Source organism: Sediminibacillus albus (assembly GCF_900101125.1).
Classification (GTDB): domain Bacteria; phylum Bacillota; class Bacilli; order Bacillales; family Amphibacillaceae; genus Sediminibacillus; species Sediminibacillus albus.
This window is the reverse complement of sequence record NZ_FNFL01000003.1, coordinates 479,209-505,717: the sequence shown is the minus strand read 5'-3', so window position 1 is coordinate 505,717 and position 26,509 is coordinate 479,209. Positions and strand designations below refer to the sequence as shown.

At 42.0% G+C, this 26,509-nt stretch carries 24 protein-coding genes and 1 other annotated feature; of the genes, 22 read left to right on the top strand and 2 right to left on the bottom strand.

Annotated features, from left to right (window positions below; genetic code table 11):
- The first annotated feature begins 15 nt into the window (after window positions 1-15).
- The 7 genes from mnmG to BLR93_RS11385 all read left to right on the top strand — a co-directional run bounded on the left by mnmG (window position 16) and on the right by BLR93_RS11385 (window position 8,261).
- Window positions 16-1,905 carry a tRNA uridine-5-carboxymethylaminomethyl(34) synthesis enzyme MnmG gene (gene mnmG, locus BLR93_RS11415; RefSeq protein WP_093214521.1) on the top strand — a complete coding sequence of 630 codons (1,890 nt, stop codon included), beginning with the start codon at window positions 16-18 and terminating at the stop codon, window positions 1,903-1,905.
- 26 nt (window positions 1,906-1,931) lie between these two features.
- Window positions 1,932-2,648, top strand: a complete 717-nt coding sequence (gene rsmG / locus BLR93_RS11410; RefSeq protein ID WP_093214518.1) for a 16S rRNA (guanine(527)-N(7))-methyltransferase RsmG — start codon at window positions 1,932-1,934, stop codon at window positions 2,646-2,648.
- Between the two features lie 700 nt (window positions 2,649-3,348).
- A complete protein-coding gene (locus tag BLR93_RS11405; protein WP_093214515.1) occupies window positions 3,349-4,395 on the top strand; it encodes an ATP-grasp domain-containing protein in 1,047 nt (348 codons plus the stop codon).
- 352 nt (window positions 4,396-4,747) lie between these two features.
- A complete protein-coding gene (gene noc / locus BLR93_RS11400) occupies window positions 4,748-5,611 on the top strand; it encodes a nucleoid occlusion protein (RefSeq protein WP_093214512.1) in 864 nt (287 codons plus the stop codon).
- A 186-nt stretch (window positions 5,612-5,797) separates the two neighbouring features.
- Complete coding sequence (locus BLR93_RS11395; RefSeq protein ID WP_093214509.1) at window positions 5,798-6,580, top strand: ParA family protein; 783 nt, start codon at window positions 5,798-5,800, stop codon at window positions 6,578-6,580.
- Complete coding sequence (locus BLR93_RS11390) at window positions 6,552-7,391, top strand: ParB/RepB/Spo0J family partition protein (RefSeq protein ID WP_093214507.1); 840 nt, start codon at window positions 6,552-6,554, stop codon at window positions 7,389-7,391. Before BLR93_RS11395 ends, BLR93_RS11390 begins: the two co-directional genes overlap by 29 nt.
- 165 nt (window positions 7,392-7,556) lie before the next feature.
- The gene (locus tag BLR93_RS11385; protein WP_093214504.1) at window positions 7,557-8,261 is read left to right on the top strand and encodes a DUF554 domain-containing protein; all 705 of its coding nucleotides are present in this window, start codon (window positions 7,557-7,559) and stop codon (window positions 8,259-8,261) included.
- Between the two features lie 448 nt (window positions 8,262-8,709).
- Here BLR93_RS11385 and yyaC read toward each other — a convergent pair whose 3' ends face one another.
- The gene (gene yyaC, locus BLR93_RS11380) at window positions 8,710-9,300 is read right to left on the bottom strand and encodes a spore protease YyaC (protein WP_093214502.1); all 591 of its coding nucleotides are present in this window, start codon (window positions 9,298-9,300) and stop codon (window positions 8,710-8,712) included.
- A 139-nt stretch (window positions 9,301-9,439) separates the two neighbouring features.
- Here yyaC and BLR93_RS11375 point away from each other — a divergent pair, with 139 nt between their 5' ends.
- The 10 genes from BLR93_RS11375 (at window position 9,440) to serA (ending at window position 18,199) form a co-directional block, all read left to right on the top strand.
- The gene (locus BLR93_RS11375; RefSeq protein ID WP_093214500.1) at window positions 9,440-10,459 is read left to right on the top strand and encodes a YkvI family membrane protein; all 1,020 of its coding nucleotides are present in this window, start codon (window positions 9,440-9,442) and stop codon (window positions 10,457-10,459) included.
- Between the two features lie 41 nt (window positions 10,460-10,500).
- Complete coding sequence (locus tag BLR93_RS11370; RefSeq protein WP_093214498.1) at window positions 10,501-11,397, top strand: mechanosensitive ion channel family protein; 897 nt, start codon at window positions 10,501-10,503, stop codon at window positions 11,395-11,397.
- Between the two features lie 4 nt (window positions 11,398-11,401).
- Window positions 11,402-11,602: a DUF951 domain-containing protein gene (locus tag BLR93_RS11365; protein ID WP_093214496.1), complete on the top strand. Its 201-nt coding sequence runs from the start codon at window positions 11,402-11,404 to the stop codon at window positions 11,600-11,602.
- A gap of 248 nt (window positions 11,603-11,850) precedes the next feature.
- Entirely contained in the window at window positions 11,851-12,951 is a 1,101-nt protein-coding gene (gene ychF / locus BLR93_RS11360) for a redox-regulated ATPase YchF (protein ID WP_093214494.1), read from the top strand.
- Window positions 12,952-13,129: 178 nt separating this feature from the next.
- On the top strand, window positions 13,130-13,420 hold the full coding sequence (rpsF, locus tag BLR93_RS11355; RefSeq protein ID WP_093214491.1) for a 30S ribosomal protein S6: 291 nt from the start codon (window positions 13,130-13,132) through the stop codon (window positions 13,418-13,420).
- 12 nt (window positions 13,421-13,432) lie between these two features.
- Entirely contained in the window at window positions 13,433-13,903 is a 471-nt protein-coding gene (gene ssb / locus BLR93_RS11350) for a single-stranded DNA-binding protein (RefSeq protein WP_093214489.1), read from the top strand.
- A 54-nt stretch (window positions 13,904-13,957) separates the two neighbouring features.
- Window positions 13,958-14,188 (top strand): 30S ribosomal protein S18, encoded by a 231-nt coding sequence (rpsR, locus tag BLR93_RS11345; RefSeq protein ID WP_026568902.1) that lies wholly within the window; start codon window positions 13,958-13,960, stop codon window positions 14,186-14,188.
- Window positions 14,189-14,369: 181 nt separating this feature from the next.
- Entirely contained in the window at window positions 14,370-14,846 is a 477-nt protein-coding gene (locus tag BLR93_RS11340) for an Hsp20/alpha crystallin family protein (protein ID WP_093214486.1), read from the top strand.
- 245 nt (window positions 14,847-15,091) lie between these two features.
- Window positions 15,092-15,322, top strand: a binding site (T-box leader).
- Window positions 15,323-15,402: 80 nt separating this feature from the next.
- The gene (locus tag BLR93_RS11335) at window positions 15,403-16,551 is read left to right on the top strand and encodes a pyridoxal-phosphate-dependent aminotransferase family protein (RefSeq protein ID WP_093214484.1); all 1,149 of its coding nucleotides are present in this window, start codon (window positions 15,403-15,405) and stop codon (window positions 16,549-16,551) included.
- 61 nt (window positions 16,552-16,612) lie between these two features.
- On the top strand, window positions 16,613-18,199 hold the full coding sequence (serA, locus tag BLR93_RS11330) for a phosphoglycerate dehydrogenase (RefSeq protein ID WP_093214481.1): 1,587 nt from the start codon (window positions 16,613-16,615) through the stop codon (window positions 18,197-18,199).
- Between the two features lie 658 nt (window positions 18,200-18,857).
- Here serA and BLR93_RS11325 read toward each other — a convergent pair.
- Window positions 18,858-19,649: an HAD family hydrolase gene (locus BLR93_RS11325; RefSeq protein WP_093214479.1), complete on the bottom strand. Its 792-nt coding sequence runs from the start codon at window positions 19,647-19,649 to the stop codon at window positions 18,858-18,860.
- A gap of 363 nt (window positions 19,650-20,012) precedes the next feature.
- Here BLR93_RS11325 and BLR93_RS11320 point away from each other — a divergent pair, with 363 nt between their 5' ends.
- From BLR93_RS11320 to BLR93_RS11300, 5 genes are all read left to right on the top strand, one after another.
- Window positions 20,013-20,957 (top strand): YybS family protein, encoded by a 945-nt coding sequence (locus tag BLR93_RS11320; RefSeq protein ID WP_093214476.1) that lies wholly within the window; start codon window positions 20,013-20,015, stop codon window positions 20,955-20,957.
- A 30-nt stretch (window positions 20,958-20,987) separates the two neighbouring features.
- Window positions 20,988-22,961 (top strand): DHH family phosphoesterase, encoded by a 1,974-nt coding sequence (locus tag BLR93_RS11315; protein WP_093214474.1) that lies wholly within the window; start codon window positions 20,988-20,990, stop codon window positions 22,959-22,961.
- Complete coding sequence (rplI, locus tag BLR93_RS11310) at window positions 22,958-23,407, top strand: 50S ribosomal protein L9 (protein ID WP_093214471.1); 450 nt, start codon at window positions 22,958-22,960, stop codon at window positions 23,405-23,407. Before BLR93_RS11315 ends, rplI begins: the two co-directional genes overlap by 4 nt.
- 128 nt (window positions 23,408-23,535) lie before the next feature.
- Entirely contained in the window at window positions 23,536-24,912 is a 1,377-nt protein-coding gene (dnaB, locus tag BLR93_RS11305) for a replicative DNA helicase (RefSeq protein ID WP_093214469.1), read from the top strand.
- Window positions 24,913-25,121: 209 nt separating this feature from the next.
- Window positions 25,122-26,408, top strand: coding sequence for an adenylosuccinate synthase (locus BLR93_RS11300; RefSeq protein ID WP_093214466.1), 1,287 nt, complete (start codon window positions 25,122-25,124; stop codon window positions 26,406-26,408).
- Window positions 26,409-26,509: the final 101 nt, after the last annotated feature.

Sequence of the window (26,509 nt, the reverse complement as noted above, 5' to 3'; positions counted from 1 at the left end):
AAGGAGTGACAGCAAATGACTTACGATGCTGGACATTATGATGTGATAGTTGTGGGTGCAGGCCATGCCGGCTGTGAGGCTGCAGTTGCTTCCGCAAGGCGGGGAGCCAAAACACTCATGCTGTCAATGAACTTGGATATGGTCGCATTCATGCCTTGCAACCCTTCAGTAGGAGGGCCGGCTAAAGGTGTAGTTGTCCGGGAAATTGACGCACTAGGCGGAGTTATGGGCCAGGTAATTGATAAAACGTATATTCAAATGCGTATGCTTAATACAGGAAAGGGTCCGGCAGTTCGTGCTCTCCGCGCACAAGCAGACAAACCATTGTATATTCAGGAAATGAAACGTGTTTTAGAGAATGAAGACAACCTGACAATGAGGCAGGGAATGGTAGAAAAGCTTATCCTGGAGGATGGCGAGTGTAAAGGAGTCATTACCGAAACGAAAGCGGCTTACTACGCTAAGTCGGTCGTTGTTACCACAGGAACCTTCATGCGAGGGAGAGTAATTATCGGTGATTTGTCTTATGAAAGCGGACCGAACAACCAACGAGCCTCTGTTTCTCTTTCTGAACATTTGGAAGAGCTGGGTATTGAATTGGTTCGTTTTAAAACAGGGACCCCGCCGCGGGTAAACAGCCATACCATTGATTACTCGAAAACAGAAATCCAGCCGGGAGACGAACACCCGCAAAGCTTTTCCTACGAAACAACCGAGATCATTCCCGACCAGATTCCTTGTTGGTTGACTTATACCAATGAATTCACGCATAAGATTATTGATGATAACTTAAGTTTGTCAGCAATGTATTCCGGTATGATAAAAGGGACAGGACCTCGTTATTGTCCGTCGATTGAAGATAAGGTTGTCCGGTTTAATGATAAGCCGCGCCACCAAATCTTTCTGGAACCAGAAGGGCGTAATACAGAAGAAGTATATGTACAAGGGCTCTCAACTTCACTGCCCGAATATGTACAAAAAGATATGCTGCAAACAATACCAGGTTTAGAAAATGCCGAAATCATGAGAGCTGGCTATGCCATTGAATATGATGCGGTGGTCCCGACACAGCTATGGCCGACGTTGGAATTAAAAAATATCCCCGGTCTATTTACTGCCGGACAAATCAATGGAACTTCCGGTTATGAAGAAGCATCAGGCCAAGGAATCATGGCTGGAATCAACGCTGCTGCCAAAGCCCTTGATATTGAGCCGTTGATTTTGGATCGTTCTCAGGCATACATTGGCGTCCTGATTGATGATTTAGTTACTAAGGGCACCAATGAACCTTACCGCTTACTGACCTCTCGTGCAGAATACCGTTTGCTTCTGCGCCATGATAACGCCGACTTGCGTCTAACCGATCTCGGTTTTCAAATGGGTATGATCAAACAGGAACGTTATGATAGGTTTAATGAGAAAAAGCGGCTGATTGAGGAAGAAAAGAAACGGTTGTCAAAAGTGATTCTCAAGCCTGAACAGGAATTACAAGCAATCATTGAGGAGGCTGGCGGCACAGCATTAAAAGAAGCCATTAAAGCCTCTGATTTGCTGAAACGGCCGGAAATGAAATACGAAATGATCGAAAGAGTAACCTCTCCGGAAGCAGAACTTCCGGCAGGCGTGAAAGAGCAAGTAGAAATCCAAACGAAGTATCAAGGCTATATTGAAAAATCCAATCAGCAAGTAGAACGTATGAAAAAGATGGATAACAAAAAAATACCAGAAAATATTGATTATGATGCGATTAGCGGAATTGCTACTGAAGCAAGAGAAAAATTGAAGCAGGTACAACCGCTTTCTGTCGGCCAGGCATCACGTATTTCCGGAGTCAACCCGGCGGATGTATCGATTTTACTTGTCTATATCGAACAAGGAAATGTATCTCGCGTAGCGAATCAATAAATAAGGTGATCGGAAAGGATTTTTAAATGAACCAGGAAGCCTTTCTAGCGAATTTAAAAAATCAGGGAATAGAACTGACCGGAAAACAACTGGATCAGTTTAGCACGTATTTTCAAACACTCGTGAAGTGGAATGAAAAAATGAACTTAACAGCAATTACGGATAAAGAAGAAGTTTATGCAAAGCATTTTTTCGATTCCGTATCAGCGGCTTTCTACCATGATTTCAAGGGGCCTATCCACGTGTGCGATGTAGGGGCTGGGGCGGGATTCCCCAGTCTGCCATTGAAAATCTGTTTTCCGGAATTAAAAGTGACGATCGTGGATTCCCTTCAAAAACGAATTTCGTTTTTGAACCATTTGGCAGGCCAATTGGAATTAAGTGATGTGGCTTTTTATCATGACAGGGCTGAATCCTTTGGAAAAAAAGAAAAATTCCGCGGGCAATTTGATATTGTGACAGCTAGGGCAGTAGCCCGTATGTCTGTGTTAGCTGAATTATGCTTACCGCTTTGCAAAACAAATGGTACCTTCATTGCCATGAAGGGGCCGAACTTAAACGAGGAAATGAAGGATGCAGAGAATGCGCTTAGTGTGCTTGGCGGTGAATTGTTAAATACCCATACCTTTGAACTGCCAGGGGATAACGGGGAAAGAAATATTGCCATTATCAAAAAGAAAAGAAAAACACCAAACAAATATCCGCGAAAACCAGGAGTTCCAAATAGAACACCGATAGAATAAAAGAGGTTGTAGTAGCCAAAGAATAAATCGAACGATGATTCGAAATCCTTAGGATTCGAACTCGTTCGATTTTTCTTTTCACATGTTTAAGATAACCTTGGACCATTGCTGCCAACTCTATTTCTTTCTTCGAACAAGGCTCAGTACTTACTTGCGCCGACAAAACACTTCGCTTTCCGCGGGCGGCTGGTGAGCCTCCTTGAAAATAAAGGAGCCATTTTCTGCGTGCGATGATTCGCTGCCGAAGCCTTCCAGTCCTCAGAAACAAAAACGGCTTTCTCGGGGGTCTTCAGACTCGTGCTGTTCCCACTGGAGTCTACATCTTCTGCCTGCACTGATAGGGCTGTTCTTACTACCTTGCATAACCACCGCTACGGAAATACACTACGCTTTCCGCGGGCGGCTGGTGAGCCTCCTCGAGCTTGCACTCTGCGGGGTCTCACCGAGGCCTTCCCTCCCGCAGGAGTCTCCGTGGATTTCCTCCACTGAGTGGTTTTTGCAGTGAATATATGTTATGCCTCAACCACCTTTTTCATAGAAAAACCCCTAAATTACCTGTTCATTAGATAACGATGGAAAAGTACATAGGATAGTAATACATTTAGTTAACTATTACATTACAAAGGTTTGTACTAAACATAATCGGGGCATATAAATATTACTTGCAGAAACCATTAAATACAGATATGGAGGAACGAATATGAACATTTTATTGACGTCCGGAGCAAGGCGCATCGATTTTATCGGATTTTTTCAACAAGCATTGAAGGATGCAGGAACCTTAGGAAATGTGATTGTAGCAGATCCAGATTATAATGCCCCATCCCTTCAAGTAGCAGACAGGTCCTATGTGATTCCTCATCAAACCGATGATAAATATACAGAAAAGATACTAAATATATGCGAAGAAAATGAAATAGAAATGCTTATCCCATTAAATGATTGGGAAGTACCCAAACTAGCAGAAAACAAACCGGAGTTTGACAGACTCGGAGTTAAATTGTTTGTTCCAGATTATGAAGTAGTCAAAAAAGTAAGAGATAAAGGCAACTATGAAAATCTTCTAGGGAAACTCGGTTTAAAAGCCCCAAAAACCTATTTTACTAGTGAAGAAGTAGAAGAAGCTGTCAAAAAGAAAGAAAGCAACTTTCCATTTATTGTAAAACCGCGCAATGGTTCGGCTTCCATTGGAATAGAAATAGTCAATGATATGGAAGAATTAAAATCAGCATACAAGCTGGCTGTTCACAAAATTGAGGAATCACCGCTTCGCTTTGATACAGAAATAACCGCAGAAGATAATGTCATTATTCAGGAAGTAATTGATGGGGAAAAGTACAGCTTGGATATTGTAAATGACCTGGAAGGTAACTTCCTAACATCATTGGCGCGAAAACAATTAGCCATGCGTGGAGGAGACGTTGATCGAACCATCATCAGCCATGAACCAGCTATAATAGATTTAGGAAGAACAATTGGAGAAAAATTGAAGCATAAAGGTTATTTAAATACGGATGTATTTTATGACGGCAAAGATTATTATGTGATTGACATTAACCCAAGGTTCGGCGGCGGTTATGCTTTCTCCCATGCAGCTGGCGCAGATATCCCGGCAGCATTTATCGCACTAAGTGAGGGCAAAACAATGAAAGAGGAATGGCTATCATCCACCCCTGATATAGAATTAGCGAGATATGATTTAGTTGCTAGAATTGATGAAGAAAAACTCGTTGATCAAACAGATTAACAAATGGAAATAGAATGTTTTAATCCACCCGGCTTTCTACAGGAGCCGGGTTATTTTAATTTAGCGTCCTAGTGTAGGGGGAAGGGGGTTAGATCATATTCTTGTGCATGATGGATGAAAAAATTATAGAGGGAATTGATTAATTTTATTAAATTACAATCAAGAACCATACTTTTCCTTCTAAATCTATGATAAAATAAAAAAAGGAAACTGAAATGGCAATCAATGCGCAGCAGCTTCTTATTGCAGCGCATTTTCTGTTTACTTGTCTCTATGTTTCACGTGGAACATAGAATGTTAACTAGAAAATATGATAGCCGATGACCGTTTAATAAAGGTGGTGTGTCTGACTATGTTACACCCTTTCAGCCGTATATTTGGCATAGGTGATAAAGCAGATTCAGAAGTGCAAGAAGAATATCATCCAGACGAAGTAATACAAATTCCTGTTAGTCAAATAGAGCCCAACCGGTACCAGCCGAGATCGATTTTCTCTCAGGAAAAAATCGAAGAACTTGCTCAAACCATACATACACATGGGATGATTCAGCCCATTGTTGTACGAAAAATCGAACAGGATGAAGCGGGTTATGAATTGATCGCCGGTGAGCGAAGGTGGCGGGCTGTCCAATTTTTACAATGGGAAAACGTTCCTGCAATTATCAGGGATATGAGTGATACAGAAACGGCCTCCGTAGCTCTGATAGAAAACCTGCAGAGAGAAGAGTTGACTGTCATTGAAGAGGCAATGGCATATCAGCGACTGCTCGATCTTCATGGTCTTACTCAGGAAGCGTTGGCCCAGCGGCTTGGTAAAAGCCAATCCACTGTAGCTAACAAGATGCGGTTGTTAAAGCTTCCAGATAGAGTTCAACAGGCTTTATTGGAAAAACAAATAACAGAGCGGCATGCTCGTTCGTTAATTGTCTTAAAGGATCCTGAAAAACAGGAAAAAATCCTAGATGAAATTGTTGAAAAGGATTTAAATGTTAAACAAACGGAAGAGCGTATTGCCAAGCTGTTTGATCAGAAGCCAAAAGCGAAAAAGGCCACATTAAAAGGCATCAATAAAGATATGCGAATCGCGATGAACACGATAAGGCAATCATTAAGCATGGTGTCGGATACAGGTATTGATTTAGAAACGGATGAAGAAGACCACGAAAATTATTATCAAATCACTATAAAGATCCCGAAAAAAAACAACAAAGGCTAATCCCATCTTTCCAAAAGGTGGGTGTTTTTTGCAGTTAAAAATCAGATAAAATAAGGCATTTCTATAATAAAAAGATTACAAATAAGTAACTTTTCATAAAAACTAGATTTTAATTCATTCATATTGCCAAATAAGTGATAGAATAAAAAACAGTAACAAGTTTTAAAAAGTAGGTAGGTGACACCATTGGGAAAAGTAATCGCCATTGCTAATCAAAAGGGTGGCGTAGGAAAAACAACATCAGCAGTCAATTTAAGTGCATGCCTGGCATATTTAAACCATAAAGTCCTGCTTGTAGATATTGATCCGCAAGGAAACGCTACAAGTGGTGTAGGAATAAATAAGGCAGATATGGAACAGTGTATTTACAATGTGCTTGTTGAAGATTTAGAAGCTGAAAAAGTCTGTGTTCCTACATCAGTAGAAAATTTAGATATCATACCCGCAACGATACAATTAGCCGGTGCTGAGATAGAGCTAGTTCCGACTATTTCGAGAGAAGTACGGCTGAAAAAGGCTATAGACAGCGTAAAGGAAGACTATGAGTATGTAATCATCGACTGCCCGCCATCCCTTGGATTATTAACCATTAATTCATTGACGGCTGCAGACACAGTACTCATCCCAGTGCAGTGCGAATATTATGCATTGGAAGGGCTAAGCCAGCTGCTAAACACGATCAGACTGGTACAAAAGCATTTGAATAAGCAGTTGTTGATTGAAGGGGTACTATTGACCATGCTTGATGCCAGAACGAATTTAGGCATCCAGGTGATTGAAGAAGTGAAGAAATATTTTCAAGATAAAGTTTATCAATCTATCATTCCAAGAAATATCAGGCTTGGAGAAGCGCCCAGCCATGGACAACCTATAATCATTTATGATCCCAAATCTAGAGGCGCAGAAGTTTATCTAGACTTAGCAAAGGAAGTGATCGCTAATGGCGAGAGGGTTGGGGAAAGGTATTAACGCTTTTTTTCCTGAGTTGGACACAAAGGAAGAGGAATCTGTTCAAGAAATATCAGTGAAAGAATGCAGGCCGAATCCATATCAGCCAAGGAAAACCTTTCATGCTGATGCGATAGAGGAATTAAAAGATTCAATTATCGAATACGGTATTCTCCAACCGTTGATTGTGAGAAAAAGTATTAAAGGGTACGAAATAGTAGTAGGGGAAAGGCGTTTCCGTGCTGCCAAGGAAGCTGGTTTAGATACTATTCCAGTGATCATCAAGGATCTTACCGATGAAAAAATGATGGAATTGGCCTTGTTGGAGAACCTGCAAAGGGAAGATTTATCACCGATTGAGGAAGCTACAGCTTATGCAAATTTAATGAAAGAGTTAAAAATCACACAAGAAGAGTTAGCGCGCAGGCTTGGGAAAAGCAGGCCGCATATCGCGAATCTCGTCAGACTGTTAAGCCTTCCCGAGCGAATCAGCGCATTGATTAACAATGGCGAATTAACTATGGGGCATGGCAGGGCATTGCTTGGCTTGAAGGATAAAGAAAAACTAATGCCGTTAGTCGAAAAAATTCGTAAAGAAGAGTTAAATGTCCGTCAGGTGGAACAGTTGATTGTTCAAATTAACGAGAAAACCCCTGTTAAAAAGAAAAAAGAAAAGCCAAAGAAGGATATTTTCATTTCAGAACGAGAAAGCCAATTGCGCGACCACTTAGGTACTGGGGTCACTATCCATAGAGGAAAGCGCAAAGGAAAAATCGAAATTGAATTCTTTTCAAATGATGATTTAGATAGAATTCTGGGCAAGTTTCAATAATTAACTAGCAAGGCCTGATCCGAGAGGGGAAATAAACCCTTTGGGCCAGGCCATTTTTTATTTTATGTTTGAAGAAAGAGATTGTTTCACGTGAAACAATCGTTGGAATTGGAAGCAGTCGAGCCAAAAAAGAAAAAATCATTTGACTGAGATGGAGATGGAATGATGGTCTTGCTTGGAGCACTAGTCAATGGAATATGCATCATTGCCGGAGCGGCAATTGGATTGTTTTTCACTAATATACCGGAGCGCTACAAAGAAACGGTTATGCATGGAATAGGCCTTGCAGTTATTTTGATAGGCATGCAAATGGCGTTTTCCTCCGAAAATATTGTTATCGTATTATTAAGCTTGTTAACAGGTGCCATTATAGGAGAAGCTGCTCACTTAGAAGAAAAGCTGAACAATTTTGGTTACTGGATAGAAAGTAAATTTACAACAAAAGGAGAAACAAGTGTCGCCCAGGGGTTTATTACCGCTTCTCTGGTTTTCGTGATTGGTGCTATGGCCGTTATTGGCGGACTTGACAGCGGATTGCGCGGAGATCATGAGGTGCTCATAACCAAGGCATTTATTGATGGTTTTGTCGCACTGGTGTTAACGACTACGATGGGAATCGGTGTGATTTTTTCTGTCATTCCAGTTGTGTTGTATGAAGGCGGGATTGCACTACTGTCAACCCAGATAGATCGCTGGATACCTCAAGCGTTTTTGGATGGATTTATTGTAGAAATGACAGCAACAGGGGGCTTGCTAATTGTCGCTATTGGGTTGAATTTGTTGAAATTGATAAATATTCGAGTTGCCAATTTGCTGCCAGCTTTAGTTACTGTGGGTATCATCTATTATATTTATGGATTAATCGTATAAGAAGATAAATAATACTACTAAAAAGAGAAACGGTCTCTTTGAAGTCACTGAAAATGTCCTTTTTAATGTAACGGTGCTGTTAAAGTTTGTTGTTGATGCCACCAATCGCTTGACCGATTGGATTTTCGGCTCGTATTATTCCCGCAGGCGTCACTACCGATCGCTCATCGTGGAATCAACAAAGGCCGATCTAAAAGAGTGATGTTACATAGACACAGGTAGGAGGTTGTCATCCTCGAGCTTTCGAAGGCATGCGTATTCAAGGCGCAATGGCGATTTAAAAGGCAAATGTGAAATAATGAGGGGATTGAAGTTAGACAAAAAGCGGTCTGTATGGAAATTAAAATCCACACAGCCCGCTTTTTTTAAATTCTACCTATCCTAGAGATTCAGTTTTTCAGAGTGGCCTCGGCTCGGCTCTTTTTTTGTGCCCATTCTATGGACAAAGCTACTTGACCTGAAAGGGGAGGGGTTTTCTTTTTGTTAATTCGAGATCCAGCTGGTGAAGCGATTCTGTGATTCTGCGAGCCATTTGCATGACAATGTTAAGCCGGGTATTCTGCAGAACGAGAAACTCCATGTAGCCGCTGATATTCACTACTCCAGTGAGGTGAATGTCTCCGACATCCGGTAATGGCTTTTTAAGTGCTGCTCCAGGCTTTAATGGACCTGGTGACAGGATGATAGACCCAATCGAGTCGATTCTGCCCAGACACGCGTCAATTGCAATGATAAAAGCCCCCGGGTGCTTGGTTTCTATCATCTGCAATTTTTCTTCCAAATTGACTGCATGAATTGGGTCTGCCAAAGTGCCGTAAACCGAAATCATGTGATTCACTTTCTCGTTTAGCAGAGTGCCTGTTAACGGACCTAATGAATCCCCTGTTGAGCGATCGGTGCCGATACAGACAACGACTATTTCAGGGGCGTGTTCTGGCAGTAATTCAGCCAGGGATTGGCGCATATTCTGCTTAAAAGAAGCATCTTCAAAATGGAACCGGCCTTCCTTTTTAACGGAAATTCTTTTTTTTAGATTCATAGCTGTTCCTCCAGAAACATATTGGTATTAGTATACGGATTTTTCATACTTTTATACCTGTGTACAAGGGTTGCTAAAAGTTCTGATAAAACCTGGAGAATAAAATTCAAAGGGTGAAGAGAAGGTGGCAGAAAATAGGATGTGGAAATCAGGTTTAAAATGGATGTTTTTAATAGTAGGAACAATGATTGGCGCCGGCTATGCTTCAGGCCGGGAGCTCTGGCAGTTTTTCGGCAATGAAAGTGGACTGGCTATCCTGTTGTTCACCATACTGTTTTCATTAAGCTGCTTTGTCATTTTGCAAATCAGCTATGATAACCAATCGACTCATTACTTGCCAGTATTGCGCTCAATTGTTGGAAAGAAACTGACCATCCTATATGATGGAATGATCATCGTGTATTTGTTTTCTACCACTGTCATTATGCTGGCAGGAAGCGGCGCTACCTGGCATGCCTTTAGTTTTCCGAACTGGTGGGGCATACTCGCAATAGTAATTCCCCTTATCCTTGTGTTCAAATGGGATATTAAAGGGGTACTTTCCCTTAATAGTTTCATTCTCCCTTTATTAATTACAGGCCTTTTAGCTATTTTGATTTTCTTTTCTTTACAACAGCATCTATCTTTTTTTCCTGATTTAGCAAAACAAAGAAATTGGACAGCAGCCTTTCCATTTACAGCGTTAAATATCCTTCCCCTGATTGCCGTGCTTGGCGCGGTTGGAAACGAAATGAAGGGCAAGGGGGAGATATGGATCGCCAGCCTGGGCAGTGGATTGATCCTAGGCATCATTTCATATATTTACAACAACAGCCTTGTCCAAATTTCTGATGAAGTACTTTTATATGAAATACCGTTGTTTGCCATACTAAGACATTATCCTTACATGATGTTCTTATTCATTTCTGTGTTACTTTGGCTCGCCATTTTTACAACAGCTGTCTCAGGGACTCTTGGTTTGGTAACCAGGGTCAAGGACAAGCTGGACTACCCGTTATGGACACTGGCAATTGTAACTGTATTGTTGATGGTTCCGCTGACTAAAATAGGTTTTTCTACCTTGATAGAATATCTATACCCACTCTACGGTGTTTTAAATCTCTATGTTCTTTCCTGTATTATTCTTTATCCAATCGTCAATAGGTACAAAATCGATTGAAAAGTGGTAAAATAATTTATACCTTATATTTTGGGGGACATATGGAACAAATAAAACAACAGTGGGCTGCATTAATGGAGAGGCTGGCAGGCCCGGAGCTATGGATAACGCTGGGCGAGGGAGCATTGAGGATTTTACTGATAGTAGCCCTGTCCGGAATTATCATCAAAATAGGGACCTCCTTAATTAGCAGGATATTCAGCAAGAGAGACCACGGTCCATTCAGAATAAGTGAAAGAAGAGAAAATACACTAAAGAAACTTGTCCAAAATACACTTACTTACGTCGTTTACTTCACTGCTTTTATGATGATTTTGGACGTATTGACGATTCCGATTGGAGCATTGCTTGCAGGGGCCGGTGTAGCAGGATTGGCCATAGGCTTTGGCACCCAAAACCTTGTCAGAGATGTAATTACCGGTTTCTTCATCATTTTTGAAGATCAATTCTCTGTGGGGGATTATATCCAAACTTCTGGTGTAGAAGGAATGGTGGAGGAAATCGGATTACGGACAACAAAAGTCCTAAGCTGGACGGGAGAATTAAATATCATCCCAAATGGAAGCATCAACCAGGTGACCAACTATTCGATCCATAACAGCATTGCGGTAGTGGATGTGAATATTCCTTATGAAGCAGATATTGCGAATGCAGAGAGAATCATTGAGTCACTGCTGCCTGAGCTTCCGGTTAGATACGAGGAAATGGTCGATATCCCGGAATTATTGGGAGTACAGATGCTTGAGACCTCCCATGTGGTTCTGCGGGTAATTGCCGAAGTCCATCCGATGGAGCATTGGGCAATAGCCCGGGCATTGAGAAAAGAAATTAAAGGAAGGCTTGATCAGCATGGAATAGACATTCCGCTGCCGCGGCTTGTTATGTATTCCAGAGATAATGCGAAGGCCAATAGCAACCAAGGGGAAAGAGGGGACTGAGTTTATGCAGGAAAAAGAATACCAATTAAACGATGTTGTACAAATGAAGAAGCCCCATCCTTGTGGGGAGAATCGCTGGAAGATTATCCGGATGGGGATGGATATCCGGATAAAATGTGAAGGCTGCGGCCATAGTGTGTTAATTCCCAGAAAGAAATTCAACAGTAAGATGAAAAAAGTACTGGTCAAAGCTGAAGAAGAATAAAGAATTAGCAGCATCCGTTACAGAAAGTTTCACGTGAAACATTAAAATTTATTATTCAGACGAAAATGCAGGAATCCAGGAAAGCCTACCATTGAAATGTTAGATACTGATGAAAAGAATAGAAAAACAAGGGAAGAAGAACCCCTTGTTTTTCTATTTTGATAACTTGTCATTTTAAGAAAGTGTATCTATAATTGGTATGACTGAAACGTTCATATGAGCGGTATCCTTAAGGAGTGGAAGTTTTTATGGCATTAACAGCAGGAATTGTCGGTCTGCCAAACGTTGGGAAATCTACATTATTTAATGCAATTACCCAAGCTGGCGCTGAATCGGCAAATTACCCATTTTGTACAATAGATCCAAACGTTGGGATAGTAGAAGTTCCAGACTACCGGCTAGGCAAGCTAACCGAGCTGGTGAAACCGAAAAAGACAATTCCGACAGCATTTGAATTCACAGATATAGCAGGAATTGTGAAAGGCGCAAGCAAAGGCGAAGGGCTCGGCAACCAATTTTTGTCGCATATCCGCCAGGTAGACGCTATTTGCCATGTGGTGCGTTGCTTTGAAGACGAAAACATTACGCATGTTTCCGGGACAGTAGATCCGATTTCCGATATTGAAACCATTAACCTGGAATTAATATTGGCGGACTTGGAAACGGTTAGTAAACGGCTGCTACGTGTAGAGAAGATGGCAAGGCAGAAGGATAAAGAGGCTGTGGCCGAGCAAGAAGTACTTAGCAAACTAAAGGATGGACTGGAAGAAGAGAAGCCGGCTAGAGCGGTTGAATTTACAGAGGAACAACAGAAGGTAGTCAAAGGTCTTCACTTATTGACTAGCAAACCAATTCTTTATGTGGCTAATGTCGGCGAAGACGAGTTATTAGAAGCAGACAATAACCTAAACGTGAAGCTTGTCCGTGAATTTGCAGCAACGGAAAATGCAGAGGTTATCGTAATCAGTGCAAAAGTAGAATCGGAGATTGCTGAATTGGAAGGCGAAGAAAAGGAAATGTTCCTTGAAGAGCTGGGCATCAAGGAATCAGGTTTAGACCAATTAATCAAAGCAACCTACCAGCTATTAGGGTTAGCTACCTATTTCACAGCTGGTGAACAGGAAGTAAGAGCCTGGACCTTTCGAAAGGGAATCAAAGCTCCGCAGGCAGCAGGTATTATTCACACTGACTTTGAAAGAGGCTTCATCAGGGCGGAAACCGTTTCTTATGATGATTTAACAGAGGCAGGAACGATGAATGCGGCAAAAGAAAAAGGAAAAGTACGATTAGAAGGAAAAGACTATTTGGTGAAAGACGGAGATGTTATCCATTTCCGCTTTAATGTGTAAGGAAAGATCTTTCCGTAAACAAGTCGTTGAGATGCCTGTATAAAAAAAGGACGTATAGCAGCGGGCACTTGCGTATTCCTATCAACTTTGGTATAATTCAACATTGTGAGTAATTAACGATTACTCCTTGTTCCTTTAATAAAAAGGAACCGCTAAGTCCAAAAGGAGGTGCAAACGGATGAGAAATTATGAAATCATGTACATCGTCCGCCCAGACATTGAAGAGGAAGCTCAAACAGCTTTAATTGAGCGTTTTAACAAAATCCTTACTGATAATGGAGCGGAAATCGAAAAAGTTGATGAAAAAGGCAAAAAACGCCTTGCATATGAAATCAACGAGTATCGTGATGGCTACTATGTACTAATTAACTTTAAAGGCGATGAAACCGCCATTAATGAATTCGATCGTCAAGCGAAGTACTCTGATGACATTATTCGTCACATGGCAATTCGCGAAGACGACCAATAAGGAGAGGTTCTGATGTTAAATCGTGTCGTACTTGTAGGCAGGTTAACGAAGGATCCAGACTTACGCTATACACCAAATGGAGTAGCTGTGGCTAATTTCACATTAGCTGTTAATCGTCCTTTTTCTAACCAACAAGGAAACAGAGAAGCCGATTTTATCAATTGTGTTGTATGGAGACGTGCCGCTGAAAACCTGGCTAACTTTATGAATAAAGGCAGCCTAGTTGGTGTGGACGGACGCCTGCAAACACGAAGCTTTGAAGGCCAGGATGGAAAAAGAGTGTTTGTCACTGAAGTAGTGGCCGATACTGTCCAGTTTCTTGAAACCAAAGGATCATCCCAAGGTGGAGGACAAGGTTCATCTGGATACCAGTCGAATCAGAACCAATCAAACAACAATGATTTTTCAAAACAAAACGAAGAGGACCCGTTCAGCAATAACGGGGAACCTATAGATATATCTGATGATGATTTACCATTCTAAAAGTTGGCAAAGCGTCACAGCATTGTAAATTCATAATAAAAGGAGGTAATACCTATGGCAGCTCGTCGTGGTCGTGCAAAGCGTCGTAAGGTGTGTTACTTCACAGCTAACGGCATCACACACATTGACTATAAAGATGTTGATTTGCTAAGACGTTTCGTTTCCGAGCGTGGAAAAATTCTTCCTCGTCGTGTAACAGGAACTTCTGCAAAATATCAGCGTAAACTGACAAAAGCAATCAAACGTGCTCGTCAAATGGCTCTTTTGCCATACGTGACGGAGTAATATATTATCCCTTTACTTTATTTCCTTAAGTGGAACGAAAGTAAAGGGATTTTTTGTTTGCTCGATATTTTAAGATTTCAGCTTGATAGCCGCCCGTTCGGGTCATTCGTCCATACCGTTCAACAGTTTCCGCCATATCCTATCAGAAGAATATATATTTATAGGTGAAAGGGGAATTTGAATGGAGGACGACAAGACTCAAAACCATGGAAAGATACGTCAATCCAGAAAAACCAATCCGATGGAGCAAATGGAAGATTTTTTTAAAAACGCACCGTATAATGGATTGCTAAGTTCTATTGATACACTATTTCAGCAGCCATTGTTTCATAAAACACATATTGCTGTCGATCTCTATGAAACCGCAACTGAGTGGGTAATCGAGGCAGATATCCCGGGTGTCAGAAAAGAGAACATTAGAATTGAACCTATGGGCGACAAAATAAAAATAGCTGTCATTGATGATCAACAAACAGAAGAATCGAATGAGGTCAATAACTACTATCGCCGAGAAAGAAGAATCCAAGGCGTTGAGAGGATTGTACAACTGCCTTATAATGTCCGTAAGCAAAAAACAAAAGCCAAGTACAATAATGGAATATTAGAAATCAGAGGACCAAAAGATGTGAAAAGCAGCAATAATATCGATATTGACTAACACTAATAAAGCACTTCTTCATCCACCTTTAGAAGTGCTTTTTCTTTCAAGCATCGTTCGAGTGATTAAGCAATAAGTGATGATAATTTTTTTTAACAATAAAAATTCAATGTCCGCTTATTTATATCAATGGATGAAACGTTTTCATGGAAAGCGGTCTCTTCTGAGGCTTCAAATTTAAATTGACAAAATATATTGACAATAATATTCAATCTGCTATGATAAATAAAAATTCAAATCTTTACATAAATATAGTGATGAAGACAGGTTCAATATACGGCAGCCTTTAGAGAGCTGGTGGTTGGTGCAAACCAGCGTTGTCTATATTTGGATAGCACTTCGGAATAGGCAAGCTGAATCTTTAGTAGGATTGCCCGCTGCATGCACGTTACGCATGGCGCCAATGAAGGCTGTTATTGGATACACAACAGCGAAAAAGGGTGGTACCGCGTAAATAATAACTTTTCGCCCCTTACCAAATAGGGGGTGGAAAGTTTTTTTAGTACGCAAATTTATTTGCTTCCATACTGTGCTTATACAAGAGAGGAGAATGAAGATGTTACCAGACCAGCAACTTTTAAGAATACCTGGACCAACACCGATACCGCCGAGTGTACAGCGGGCGATGGCCCAACCGATGATTGGGCATAGAGGAGGAGAAACAAAGGAATTATTACATGCCATAAGGCCGAGATTAAGGCCTATCTTTGGCACTGATCAAGAAGTGTTGGTAATTACAGGCAGCGGTACTTCCGGGTTGGAAACCGCAGTTGTCAACACGGTCCAGCCAGGTGACGAAGTTCTTGTTGTAGTCACGGGCGCCTTCGGAGACCGTTTTACTAAGATTTGTGATGCTTATCAAATCAATGCCCACCGCTATGATGTGGAATGGGGAAAAGCAGTTGACCCAAACAGCATCAAACAATATTTGCAAGATCATCCACAAATTAAGGTGGTCTTTACAACCTATTGCGAAACATCTACAGGAGTCCTGAATCCAATAAAGGAAATTGCTGAAGCTGTCCATAATCATTCAGATGCTCTCCTTGTTGTAGATGGCGTTTCCTGTGTTGGAGGAGTGGAGACAAAAATGGATGAATGGGGAATTGACGTTTTGGTGACCGGTTCCCAAAAAGCAATGATGCTGCCGGCAGGGCTAACGTTCATCGCTGCCAGCAATCGGGCTTGGAAGGTTATTGAAGCAAATCAACAATCCCGCTTTTATTTGGATTTAAGAAAATACCGGGATAACCAATTAAAGGATTCCACACCATTTACGCCAGGATTATCCCTTTTGTTCGGCTTAGATCAAGTGCTGCTATTAATTGAGGAAGAAGGCCTTGCAAATGTCTATGCCAGACACCGATTGATGATGGAAATGACAAGGGAAGCGTTTCGAGCACTAAAGGTGCCGTTGCTGACCAGTGAAATAGCTGCTTCTCCAACAGTTACAGCAATAAAGCCCGAGGACTTCAAAGCAGAGGACTTACGAAAGGTTGTGAAGCAGGAGTTCGGGCTATCTGTTGCAGGAGGTCAACAACACATGAAAGGAGAAATTTTCCGGATTGGCCATATGGGATATTGCTCCCCTGCCGATGTTTTACAAGTCATCGGTGCAATGGAAATTGGCTTGAAAAAAGTTGGCAAGGAGATAGAACTGGGCAGAGGAACAAGAGCGGCCCAGGAGGTTTACCTCAACTACTAGTTTCTTACCATGAGTTTCATAGATTTTGAATGTCAGAATAAATTTCGTAGGAGGATCAAGGATGACTTTTAGGATATTAATCAGTGACCCATTAAGTGAAGAAGGAATTCAACCTCTTCGAGAAGCAGAGAATATCCATGTGGTAATGGAAACCGGCCTTTCGCCAGACGAGCTTGCAGAGCGGATCTCTGAATTTGACGCGCTATTAGTAAGAAGCCAAACAGAGGTTACAAGAGAGCTAATCAGCAAAGCTGCCAAATTGAAAATTGTCGGACGCGCCGGGGTAGGAGTTGATAATATTGATTTAGAGGCAGCCACCGAGCATGGAATCATCGTTGTCAATGCACCGGATGGGAATACTAATTCGGCAGCAGAACATACGATGGCAATGATTATGTCTTTGGCCAGGAATATTCCGCAGGCCTATTATGCGCTGAAAAATCATAAGTGGGATAGAAAAAAATATATCGGTGTAGAATTAAAAAATAAAACGCTCGGTATTGTAGGGCTTGGCCGGATTGGAGCGGAAGTTGCTGCCCGGGCGAAAGGGCAGCGGATGAACATCAAGGCCTACGATCCATTTTTAACCGAGGAAAAAGCAGAAAAAATGGGCATAGGCTATGGCACACTGCAGGAAGTCTTACAAGACGCTGATTTCATCACTGTCCACACGCCTTTATTAAAAGAAACTAGGCATCTAATCGACAAGGAAGCCTTTCAATCTATGAAGGACGGTGTCCAAATTGTTAACTGTGCGCGTGGAGGTATTATTAACGAAGATGACTTATACGATGCCATTAAAAATGGCAAAGTAGCAGGAGCTGCTTTGGATGTATTTGAAGAAGAACCGATTCAGGACCATAAATTATTAGAATTACCAGAAGTAATAGCTACACCTCATTTAGGTGCCAGCACGGTGGAAGCCCAAGAGAATGTAGCAATCGATGTCAGCCACGATGTAGCGAGCTTTTTAAATGGAGGATTGGCACGAAATCCGGTTAATCTTCCATCTGTTCCAAAGGAAATCATGAATAAAATCGCACCTTATTTCGACCTAGCAGAAAAACTAGGCGCCTTTCTGACCGATCTTACCAAAGAGGTTACAGAAGAGATCAATATCTATTACTCTGGCGATCTGACGGAAGTAGAAGTAGCCCCCTTGACGAGGAATACGGTAAAAGGGCTGTTGAAAAGGCATTTAGGTGACCATGTTAATGATGTAAATGCAACTTATTTAGCGGACCGCAAGGGGATTACTGTCAATGAACATAAAACTTCATCAACCAAAGGATTCACCAATTTGCTGACAGTTGAGGTAAAAACAAAATCTGGGAAACGGCGGGTTTCTGGAACATTGCTCAATGGCTTTGGCCCTAGAATAGTCAAAGTCGATAATTACAGTGTCGATGTCACACCAGCAGGCCATATGGTCTTTATTCACCATAAAGACCAGCCGGGAGCTATCGGTAGAGTCGGGAGCCTGTTAGCACAGCAGGATATCAATATAGCGACGATGCAGGTAGGCCGATCAAATGCCGGTGGAGATGCAATCATGATGCTGACCATAGACAAACATTTGGAGGAAAACGGATTAAATGAATTAAAAGAACTAACCGACATCTACCACGTAACCGCCATTGATTTATAAAGAAAAGCGTAGGACACCGATAGTGACGAAGGGGATGGACTGACCTGTTCAAGATAAAGGAAAGCCAAAAAGATGGTTCTTCTTTTTGAGCTAGACTTATTGAAGGAGCAGGGAGGGAAGCCCCTCAAGTCACTGGTAGTCCCTGGCTAAAGCAAAAATCGAACGATGATTCGAAATCCTTAGGATTCGAGCTCGCTCGATTTTCTTTTCTATTGTTTAATATAACCTGCGGACACAGTGACAACTCTATTTCATCCTTCAAACAAGGCTCAGTACTTACTTGCGCCGACAGAATACTTCGCTTTCCGCGGGCATGGCTTCAGCCCCCTTGAAAATAAAGGAGCCATTTTTGGCTGCGATGATAGGGCTGTTGGTTGAAAACAGTCCCAGAATTTCAGTGGAGGAAATCCCCGGAGACACCTGCGGGAGAAAAGGCCTCGGTGAGACCCCGCAGAGCGCAAGCTCGAGGAGGCTCACCAGCCGCCCGCGGAAAGCGTAGTGTATTTCCGCAGCGCAGTACTAGCGCTTCTCCGATAATACTGTTAATCGCCATATATATTCCTTTTCGTCGACAATGAATGCTTGAAGATGGCCTTTGAAGATTTCCTATGCTGTTTTCGTTCGGTTTTTGCCTGTGGATGTATGTTATGCCCCAACCTCAGCGTTTGTTTAATTGTTGAATAATGGGAAATAACTCGTCGAGACTAGTGATCTCATAACTAGGGATAACTTCCTTTGCTTGAGCTTCCTGCCTGTTGATCCATACAGAAGTAATACCCGCCCGTGAAGCACCTAAAATGTCAGTCATCAAGTTATCACCTACCATCAGGACTTCATCCTTTTCTGCAGAAACGAACTGTAATGCATGTTCAAAGATAGCAGGATCTGGTTTCCCTTTTCCAAAGTCCCCTGATATTACAATCTGGTCAAAATACGGGGGAATTTCAGGAGAAAGCTGCAGCTTGGTATGCTGTAGATCAGGAGAACCATTGGTTAGCAGTATCAACTGGTAACTCTCTTTTAGCTGATCGAGAACTTGAAAGGTTTCTTCATATATATATGGGTGTTTTTTTCTTTCCTTTGGAAATCGCTCGGCTAACTCGGCAGCTAGTGTGGCATCGTTTATGCCAACTGCTTGCAGACCCTTTGCCCAGGCTTGTTTACGGTAATCTGGCATTAACTGGCTCATTTTCCGGAAATTTTCTCCGTCGTCCAGAAACTCACCCCATAACCCTTCAAAAGGGTTTATGCCAATTAGCTGTGTGAACTCATATGTATCATACCCAGCATATACCTCACTGGCTTTTTCTCTCACTTTTTCTTCCAGAAGGCTTGCGTCTATCCCATATTTATCATGGGCGGCCAGGCAGGTCGCTTTAAATGCCTCTTTGACACTTTTTTTGTCCCATAGCAAGGTGTCATCCAAATCAAAGAAAATCGCTTTAATCATCGGGGCTTCTCCTTTTCTAGTTTAATTAAAAACAGCTTACAGGGAAAACCGCTGGAAGTAAACAGCTATGCAATATTGCCAAATAATTTGTAACACCTGCCAATTAGACATAACAAAAGATAGTTTGATTTGTAAAAACACCCTCTGGTCGTTTATAATCGGTTAGTGGATTTCATTAGGTTAGTGGTCTTTTGCTCTCTATGGTTTATGGCAGAACAGGCCATTTGACGATAAGAAAAAGCACAGCGTATTTGCTGTGCTTTTTCTAACAGGGCAGAGGATCTGGGCCGCATAAAAAAAGAATCCTATTGCTAGCATGTTATCATGTAATTAAGAAGCGAGTGGAAAAAGAGGTGCCGCTGCATGGACAACCAAAACTTAATAAAAGAGGGAGCAGTCATTGCTGTTCTATATATACTATTGTTATTTGTCACATTATTTGTTCCACTGATTGAAATTGTCACGCTGTTTTTGTTACCTTTACCATTCATTGTTTTTACAGCAAGGCATGGATGGAAAAGTGCTTCAGGACTGGCTGTCATCATTGGATTGGCATCTGTCTTGATACTATCCTTAGCAGCACTGCCGCTAGTGTTACTGACAGTGATTGGCGGCCTGATGATCGGCAGTGCAGTATCTCAAAACTTGACAGCTTATGAGACTTGGGCCAGAGGAACCGTAGGATTTGTTATCGGTCTGGTTTTGACGTTTTTAACTGTCCAATGGCTGTTTAGCCTCAATATAATCAGCGAAATGAATAAGTCGATAAATGAATCTATTGAACAAAGCCAACAGATTCTAACGGATTTCGGAATGGCGTTCAGTTCGGAAAACCTTCAAACAATCACAGATCAAATGAGGCAAATCCTTGATTTACTGCCAGTCATTTTAGTAGTGATTGCTATGCTGCTAGGCTTGGCCAGCCAGTGGATCGGCTACAAAACGCTGCGTCTATTGGACAAGCGGGAATTGGCGTTTCCTCCGTTTAGGGAATTCCGCCTGCCGGTCTCGTTAGTGTGGATTTATTTTGCAGCCCTTGTAGTCACCTGGTTATACGGAGATACTGAAAGCCTATGGTATGTAGGAGCTGTAAATGTCACCAATCTGGCAGGAATATTTGTTGCCTTGCAAGGATTATCATTTATCTTCTTTTATACTTTTAAAAAGGGAAAATCAAAAGCGATTCCAATTATTACTATAATTATTACGATTCTTTTTCCCTTTATAGGACTGTATCTTCTGCGAATCTTAGGTATAATTGATTTAGGATTCTCTTTACGGGATAGAATCGCCAATGATAAAAAATAAGCTCAGAAAAGGGTTTAGGAGCTGACTTTCATGCCAGAATTATTTAAAAAGCCAACAATGGGCAGCCATCTATGGTTTATCTATATCTTATCCTTGGTATTCCTCGGGTTTCTTTGGTATTACCAGTGGATGCTTGGCTTAATTATGACAGTATTTTTAGCTTTTTCTTTATATTATAGCTATCGACAAGAATTAATGATGATTAACGAAACGGAAGAATATATATCAACACTCTCTTACCGTGTTAAAAAGGTGGGAGAAGAGGCGCTTCTCGAAATGCCGATTGGTATTGTATTATATAGTGAGGACTATGCCATCGAATGGACCAATCCATATATGAATAGGCTGAAGGAAGAGGATTCCCTTGTTGGTAAATCGTTAAATGAACTATCCGAAGACCTTGTTTTAAAGGTAAAGGAGGATAACCACGAGATTTGGCTGCCAATGGAGGATTATAAATTCCAGGTACTAATCAAAAAGGATGAACGATTGTTATACTTTTTTGACCGGACCAAGCAGACGGAAATCCAGAATCTGTACCACAATGAACAAACAGTGCTTGGCATTATCTTTCTGGATAACTATGAAGAAATCACGCAAGCCATGGATGATACCGCGAAGAGCCAGATCAATTCAAAAGTAACATCAATTTTGAATGAGTGGTCGACAGAATACGGTATTTATTTAAAAAGAACTTCGCAGGAGCGATTCCTGGCAGTTATGAATCAGCAGATTTTAAATCAGCTGGAAAAAACGAAATTCGAGATATTGGATGAAGTCAGGGAATTGATTTCAGATAAAAACGTACCGCTGACGTTGAGCATCGGAATTGGGCTTGGCGGAGTATCTTTACCTAACTTAGGAGAACTTGCCCAGTCAAGCCTTGATCTTGCCCTCGGACGCGGAGGCGACCAGGTTACCATTAAAGAGGAATCAGGGAAGGTCCGTTTTTATGGCGGAAAAACGAATCCTATGGAAAAACGGACGAGAGTCAGGGCGCGGGTGATCTCGCATGCTATGACCCAGCTGGTCCGGGAGAGCGACAAAGTGTTAATCATGGGCCACAAGTCTCCAGACATGGATTCGATAGGAGCTGCCATAGGTATCCTGAAAATTGCCCAGGCAAGTGATGTAGAGGGCCGGATTATCATGGACCCGGAGGATGTGGATACTGGCGTCCAGCGTTTGGTCGAAGAAATAAATGAAAACGAAGAGCTGCGTTCTTACTTTGTAGATCCGGATACCGCATTGGATACTGTTACGAAGAACACATTGCTGGTCGTGGTGGATACCCATAAACCTTCTATGGTCGCAGAAGAGAAGCTGCTCAGTAAGACAGAGCATGTCGTGGTCATCGATCATCATAGACGTGCAGAAGAGTTTATAAACCACCCTACGCTAGTCTATATGGAGCCTTATGCTTCATCAACGGCTGAATTGGTAACCGAGTTACTCGAGTACCAGCCTAAGAATTTGAAGCTGACCATGCTTGAATCGACAGCTTTACTAGCAGGCATTATTGTAGATACGAAGAGTTTCACCCTCAGAACGGGATCACGGACATTCGACGCAGCATCCTATTTAAGGTCCAAGGGTGCGGATACGGTTCTTGTCCAGAAATTCATGAAAGAAGACCTGGAAATTTACGTGAAGCGAAGCCGTTTAATCGAACACACTCACATATATCGGGACGGCATTGCTATCTCAACGGGAGATCCTGGAGAAACATTCGGGCCGGTTGTGATTGCCCAGGCCGCTGATACACTACTAACAATGAGTGGAATCGTAGCCTCTTTTGTTATCTCGGAAAGGGCAGACAATCGAATTGGTATAAGTGCCAGGTCGTTGGGCGACGTGAATGTACAGGTCATTATGGAACGGATGAATGGCGGCGGACATTTAACAAACGCTGCAACGCAGCTGGATGATTCATCTGTAGAAGATGCAACAAGCCAGCTGAAGGAAATTATCGATGAATACTTTGAAGGGGGAACTTCAGAATGAAAGTAATTTTCTTAAAAGACGTAAAGGGTAAAGGAAAACGCGGAGAAGTAAAGAACGTATCAGACGGTTATGCCCGTAATTATCTATTGAAAAACAATTTAGCAGAAGAGGCAACTGCTGGAAATATGAAGGCCTTGGAAGCAAAACAAAATAAAGAACAGCAAAAAGAACAAGAAGAAGTAGAAGAGGCGAAACAACTAAAAGAAAAGCTAGAAAGCCTTACCGTCGAATTGACAGCCAAATCTGGAGAAGGCGGCCGGTTGTTCGGCTCGATTACAAGCAAACAAATCTCTGAAGAGCTTAAGAAAAACCATAAGATAAAGATAGATAAACGGAAGATTGAATTAGATGAACCGATTCGAGCACTTGGATATACGAATGTTCCTGTGAAAATTCATCCAGAAGTATCCGGAACAGTGAAGGTTCACGTTGCTGAAGCGAAGTAAACTAGAGCGGATCATCCGTTAAAGGAATTTTTAAACATTCAACAGCATGAGAAGTCTTCAAAGAAGGGGCTGCTGGCTCTGGCGGCAGCTCGCTTCCTTTTCCAAGCAAAGGAGGAAAAGATAAAGGTATGAATGAACAATGGAACGATCGTACACCGCCTCATAACATTGAAGCTGAACAAGCTGTTCTTGGGGCGGTTTTTTTAGAACCGGAAGCTTTATCAAGAGCCTCAGAAATTTTAGTGCCGGACGATTTTTACCGGGCAAGCCACCAGCGTATTTTCGGTGTAATGACAAGCTTATCCGATAAAGGAGAACCGATCGACCTGGTTACGGTGACTACTGCTCTATCGAACACAAAGATACTTGATGAGATTGGCGGGGTTTCGTATTTAAGTGATCTGGCAAACTCGGTACCTACGGCGGCAAATATAGAATACTATAGTAAGATAGTTGAAGAAAAAGCATTGTTGAGACGATTAATACGGACAGCGACAGATATCGTCACGGACAGTTTTTCGAAAGAGGATGAGGTAAGCGACGTCCTGAACGATGCAGAGAAAAGTATATTGGAAGTTTCGCAGCGGAAAAACTCGGGAGCTTTTCAAAATATTAAGGATGTATTGATCGAGGTTTATGACAACATCGAACAATTGCACCACCATGACGAAACTGTAACCGGAATAGCCACTGGCTACCGTGACTTAGATCAAATGACGTCCGGTTTTCAGCGTAACGATTTAATTATCATTGCTGCTCGTCCATCGGTTGGTAAAACGGCATTTGCCTTAAATATCGCCCAGAACGTTTCCATCCATACGGAAGAGAATGTAGCTATCTTCAGCTTGGAAATGGGTGCGGAACAATTGGTGTCCCGTATGCTGTGTGCGGAAGGGAATATCGACGCCCAGCGGCTTCGGACAGGAAAGCTGGAAGCTGAGGATTGGAGCAAGCTGACGATGGCAATGGGGAGCCTGTCCAACGCCGGCATTTTTATTGATGATACACCGGGCATCCGTGTCAGCGATATTAGAAGTAAATGCAGAAGGTTGAAGCAGGAGCATGGGCTTGGAATGATTTTGATTGATTACTTGCAATTGATTCAGGGAAGTGCCAACTCGAAAGAAAACAGGCAGCAGGAAGTTTCGGAAATATCCCGTTCCTTAAAAGCGCTAGCCAGAGAATTAAATGTACCTTTGATTGCTTTGTCCCAGCTTTCCCGTGGGGTTGAATCTCGTCAGGACAAGCGTCCGATGATGTCCGACTTAAGAGAATCAGGAAGTATTGAGCAGGATGCAGATATCGTAGGCTTCTTATATAGGGATGACTACTACGATCAGGAATCCGAGAAACAGAACATCATTGAAATCATCCTCGCCAAGCAGCGTAACGGTCCGGTCGGTACCGTCGAATTAGCATTCGTAAAAGAATATAATAAGTTCGTCGACTTAGACCACCGCTATCAAGAAAGTGACATCCCGCCTGTTGGAGCAGCCGGCGGTTAATCTTAAGCATATAGAGTAAACTATAAAAAGCAGACGAGACAGTCTGCTTTTTATTATGGAAGGAGCAGAACAATACCTGTTGTATTCACGAACAAAGAATTGATTTTCGTTTGTAATGTTCGTATATACAATTGACATTGTTGTTTTGGGTTGGTAAACTTACTTTGGAATTAACAACTAATAAATAATTTTGCGGCGGAGGTGCCTATATGTCCTCAGTAGTTGTAGTCGGGACCCAATGGGGCGATGAGGGTAAAGGTAAAATAACGGATTTTCTATCACAAAATGCAGAAGTTGTAGCCAGATATCAAGGCGGCAATAATGCTGGACATACGATTAAATTTGATGGCATTACTTATAAACTACATTTAATTCCTTCAGGGATTTTCTTTAATGATAAGACTTGTGTACTAGGAAACGGCATGGTGATCGATCCTAAAGCATTGGTGGAAGAACTAAAATACTTACATGATAAAGGGGTATCAACGGATAACCTGCGTATCAGCAACCGCGCCCATGTTATCCTTCCATATCACTTGAAGCTGGATGCTCTGCAAGAAGAAGAAAAGGGCATCAATAAAATTGGAACGACCAAGAAAGGCATAGGCCCTGCTTACATGGATAAGGCAGCCCGTGTCGGTATCAGAATTGCTGATCTATTGGATAAAGAGGCATTTAGAGAAAAGCTGGAACAAAACTTAAAAGATAAAAACCGCTTATTTGAAAAGGTGTACGAGACAGATACCTTGAAGGTAGAAGATATTCTAGAGGAGTACTTTGAATACGGACAACAAGTAAAGGATTATGTCTGCGATACGTCCGTTGTCTTAAATGATGCACTTGATGAAGGACGCAGGGTGTTATTTGAAGGAGCCCAAGGAGTGATGCTCGATATCGACCAGGGGACTTATCCATTCGTAACATCCTCCAATCCAATTGCCGGTGGAGTAACCATTGGTTCAGGAGTGGGACCATCGAAGATCAACCATGTAGTAGGCGTCTCTAAAGCTTACACGACCAGGGTAGGAGACGGACCGTTTCCGACGGAATTACATGATGAAATAGGAAACAAAATCAGGGAAGTCGGCAAAGAGTATGGTACGACTACAGGCCGCCCGCGTCGTGTTGGCTGGTTTGACAGTGTTGTTGTCCGCCATGCCCGCCGTGTCAGCGGCATAACTGACCTGTCCTTGAATTCACTGGATGTTTTGACAGGAATTGAAACATTGAAGATTTGCACAGCCTATCAATACAAAGGGGAAACAATCCATGAGTTTCCAGCAAGCTTAAGGGATCTGGCGGAATGTGAACCTGTTTATGAAGAAATGCCAGGATGGACAGAAGACATTACAGGAGTTAGAAGCCTCCATGAATTACCGGAAAATGCCCGCCATTATTTAGAGCGGATTTCCCAATTAACGGAAATCCCACTGTCGGTTTTCTCTGTAGGGCCTGACCGCAAACAAACCAATGTGGTAAGAAGTGTTTATAGCTAATAGATGAAAATACCCAGAGCTTGGGACAAAAGCTAAAGCAATAATCGAACGATGATTCGAAATCCTTAGGATTCGAACTCGTTCGATTTTTTTCTACAGCT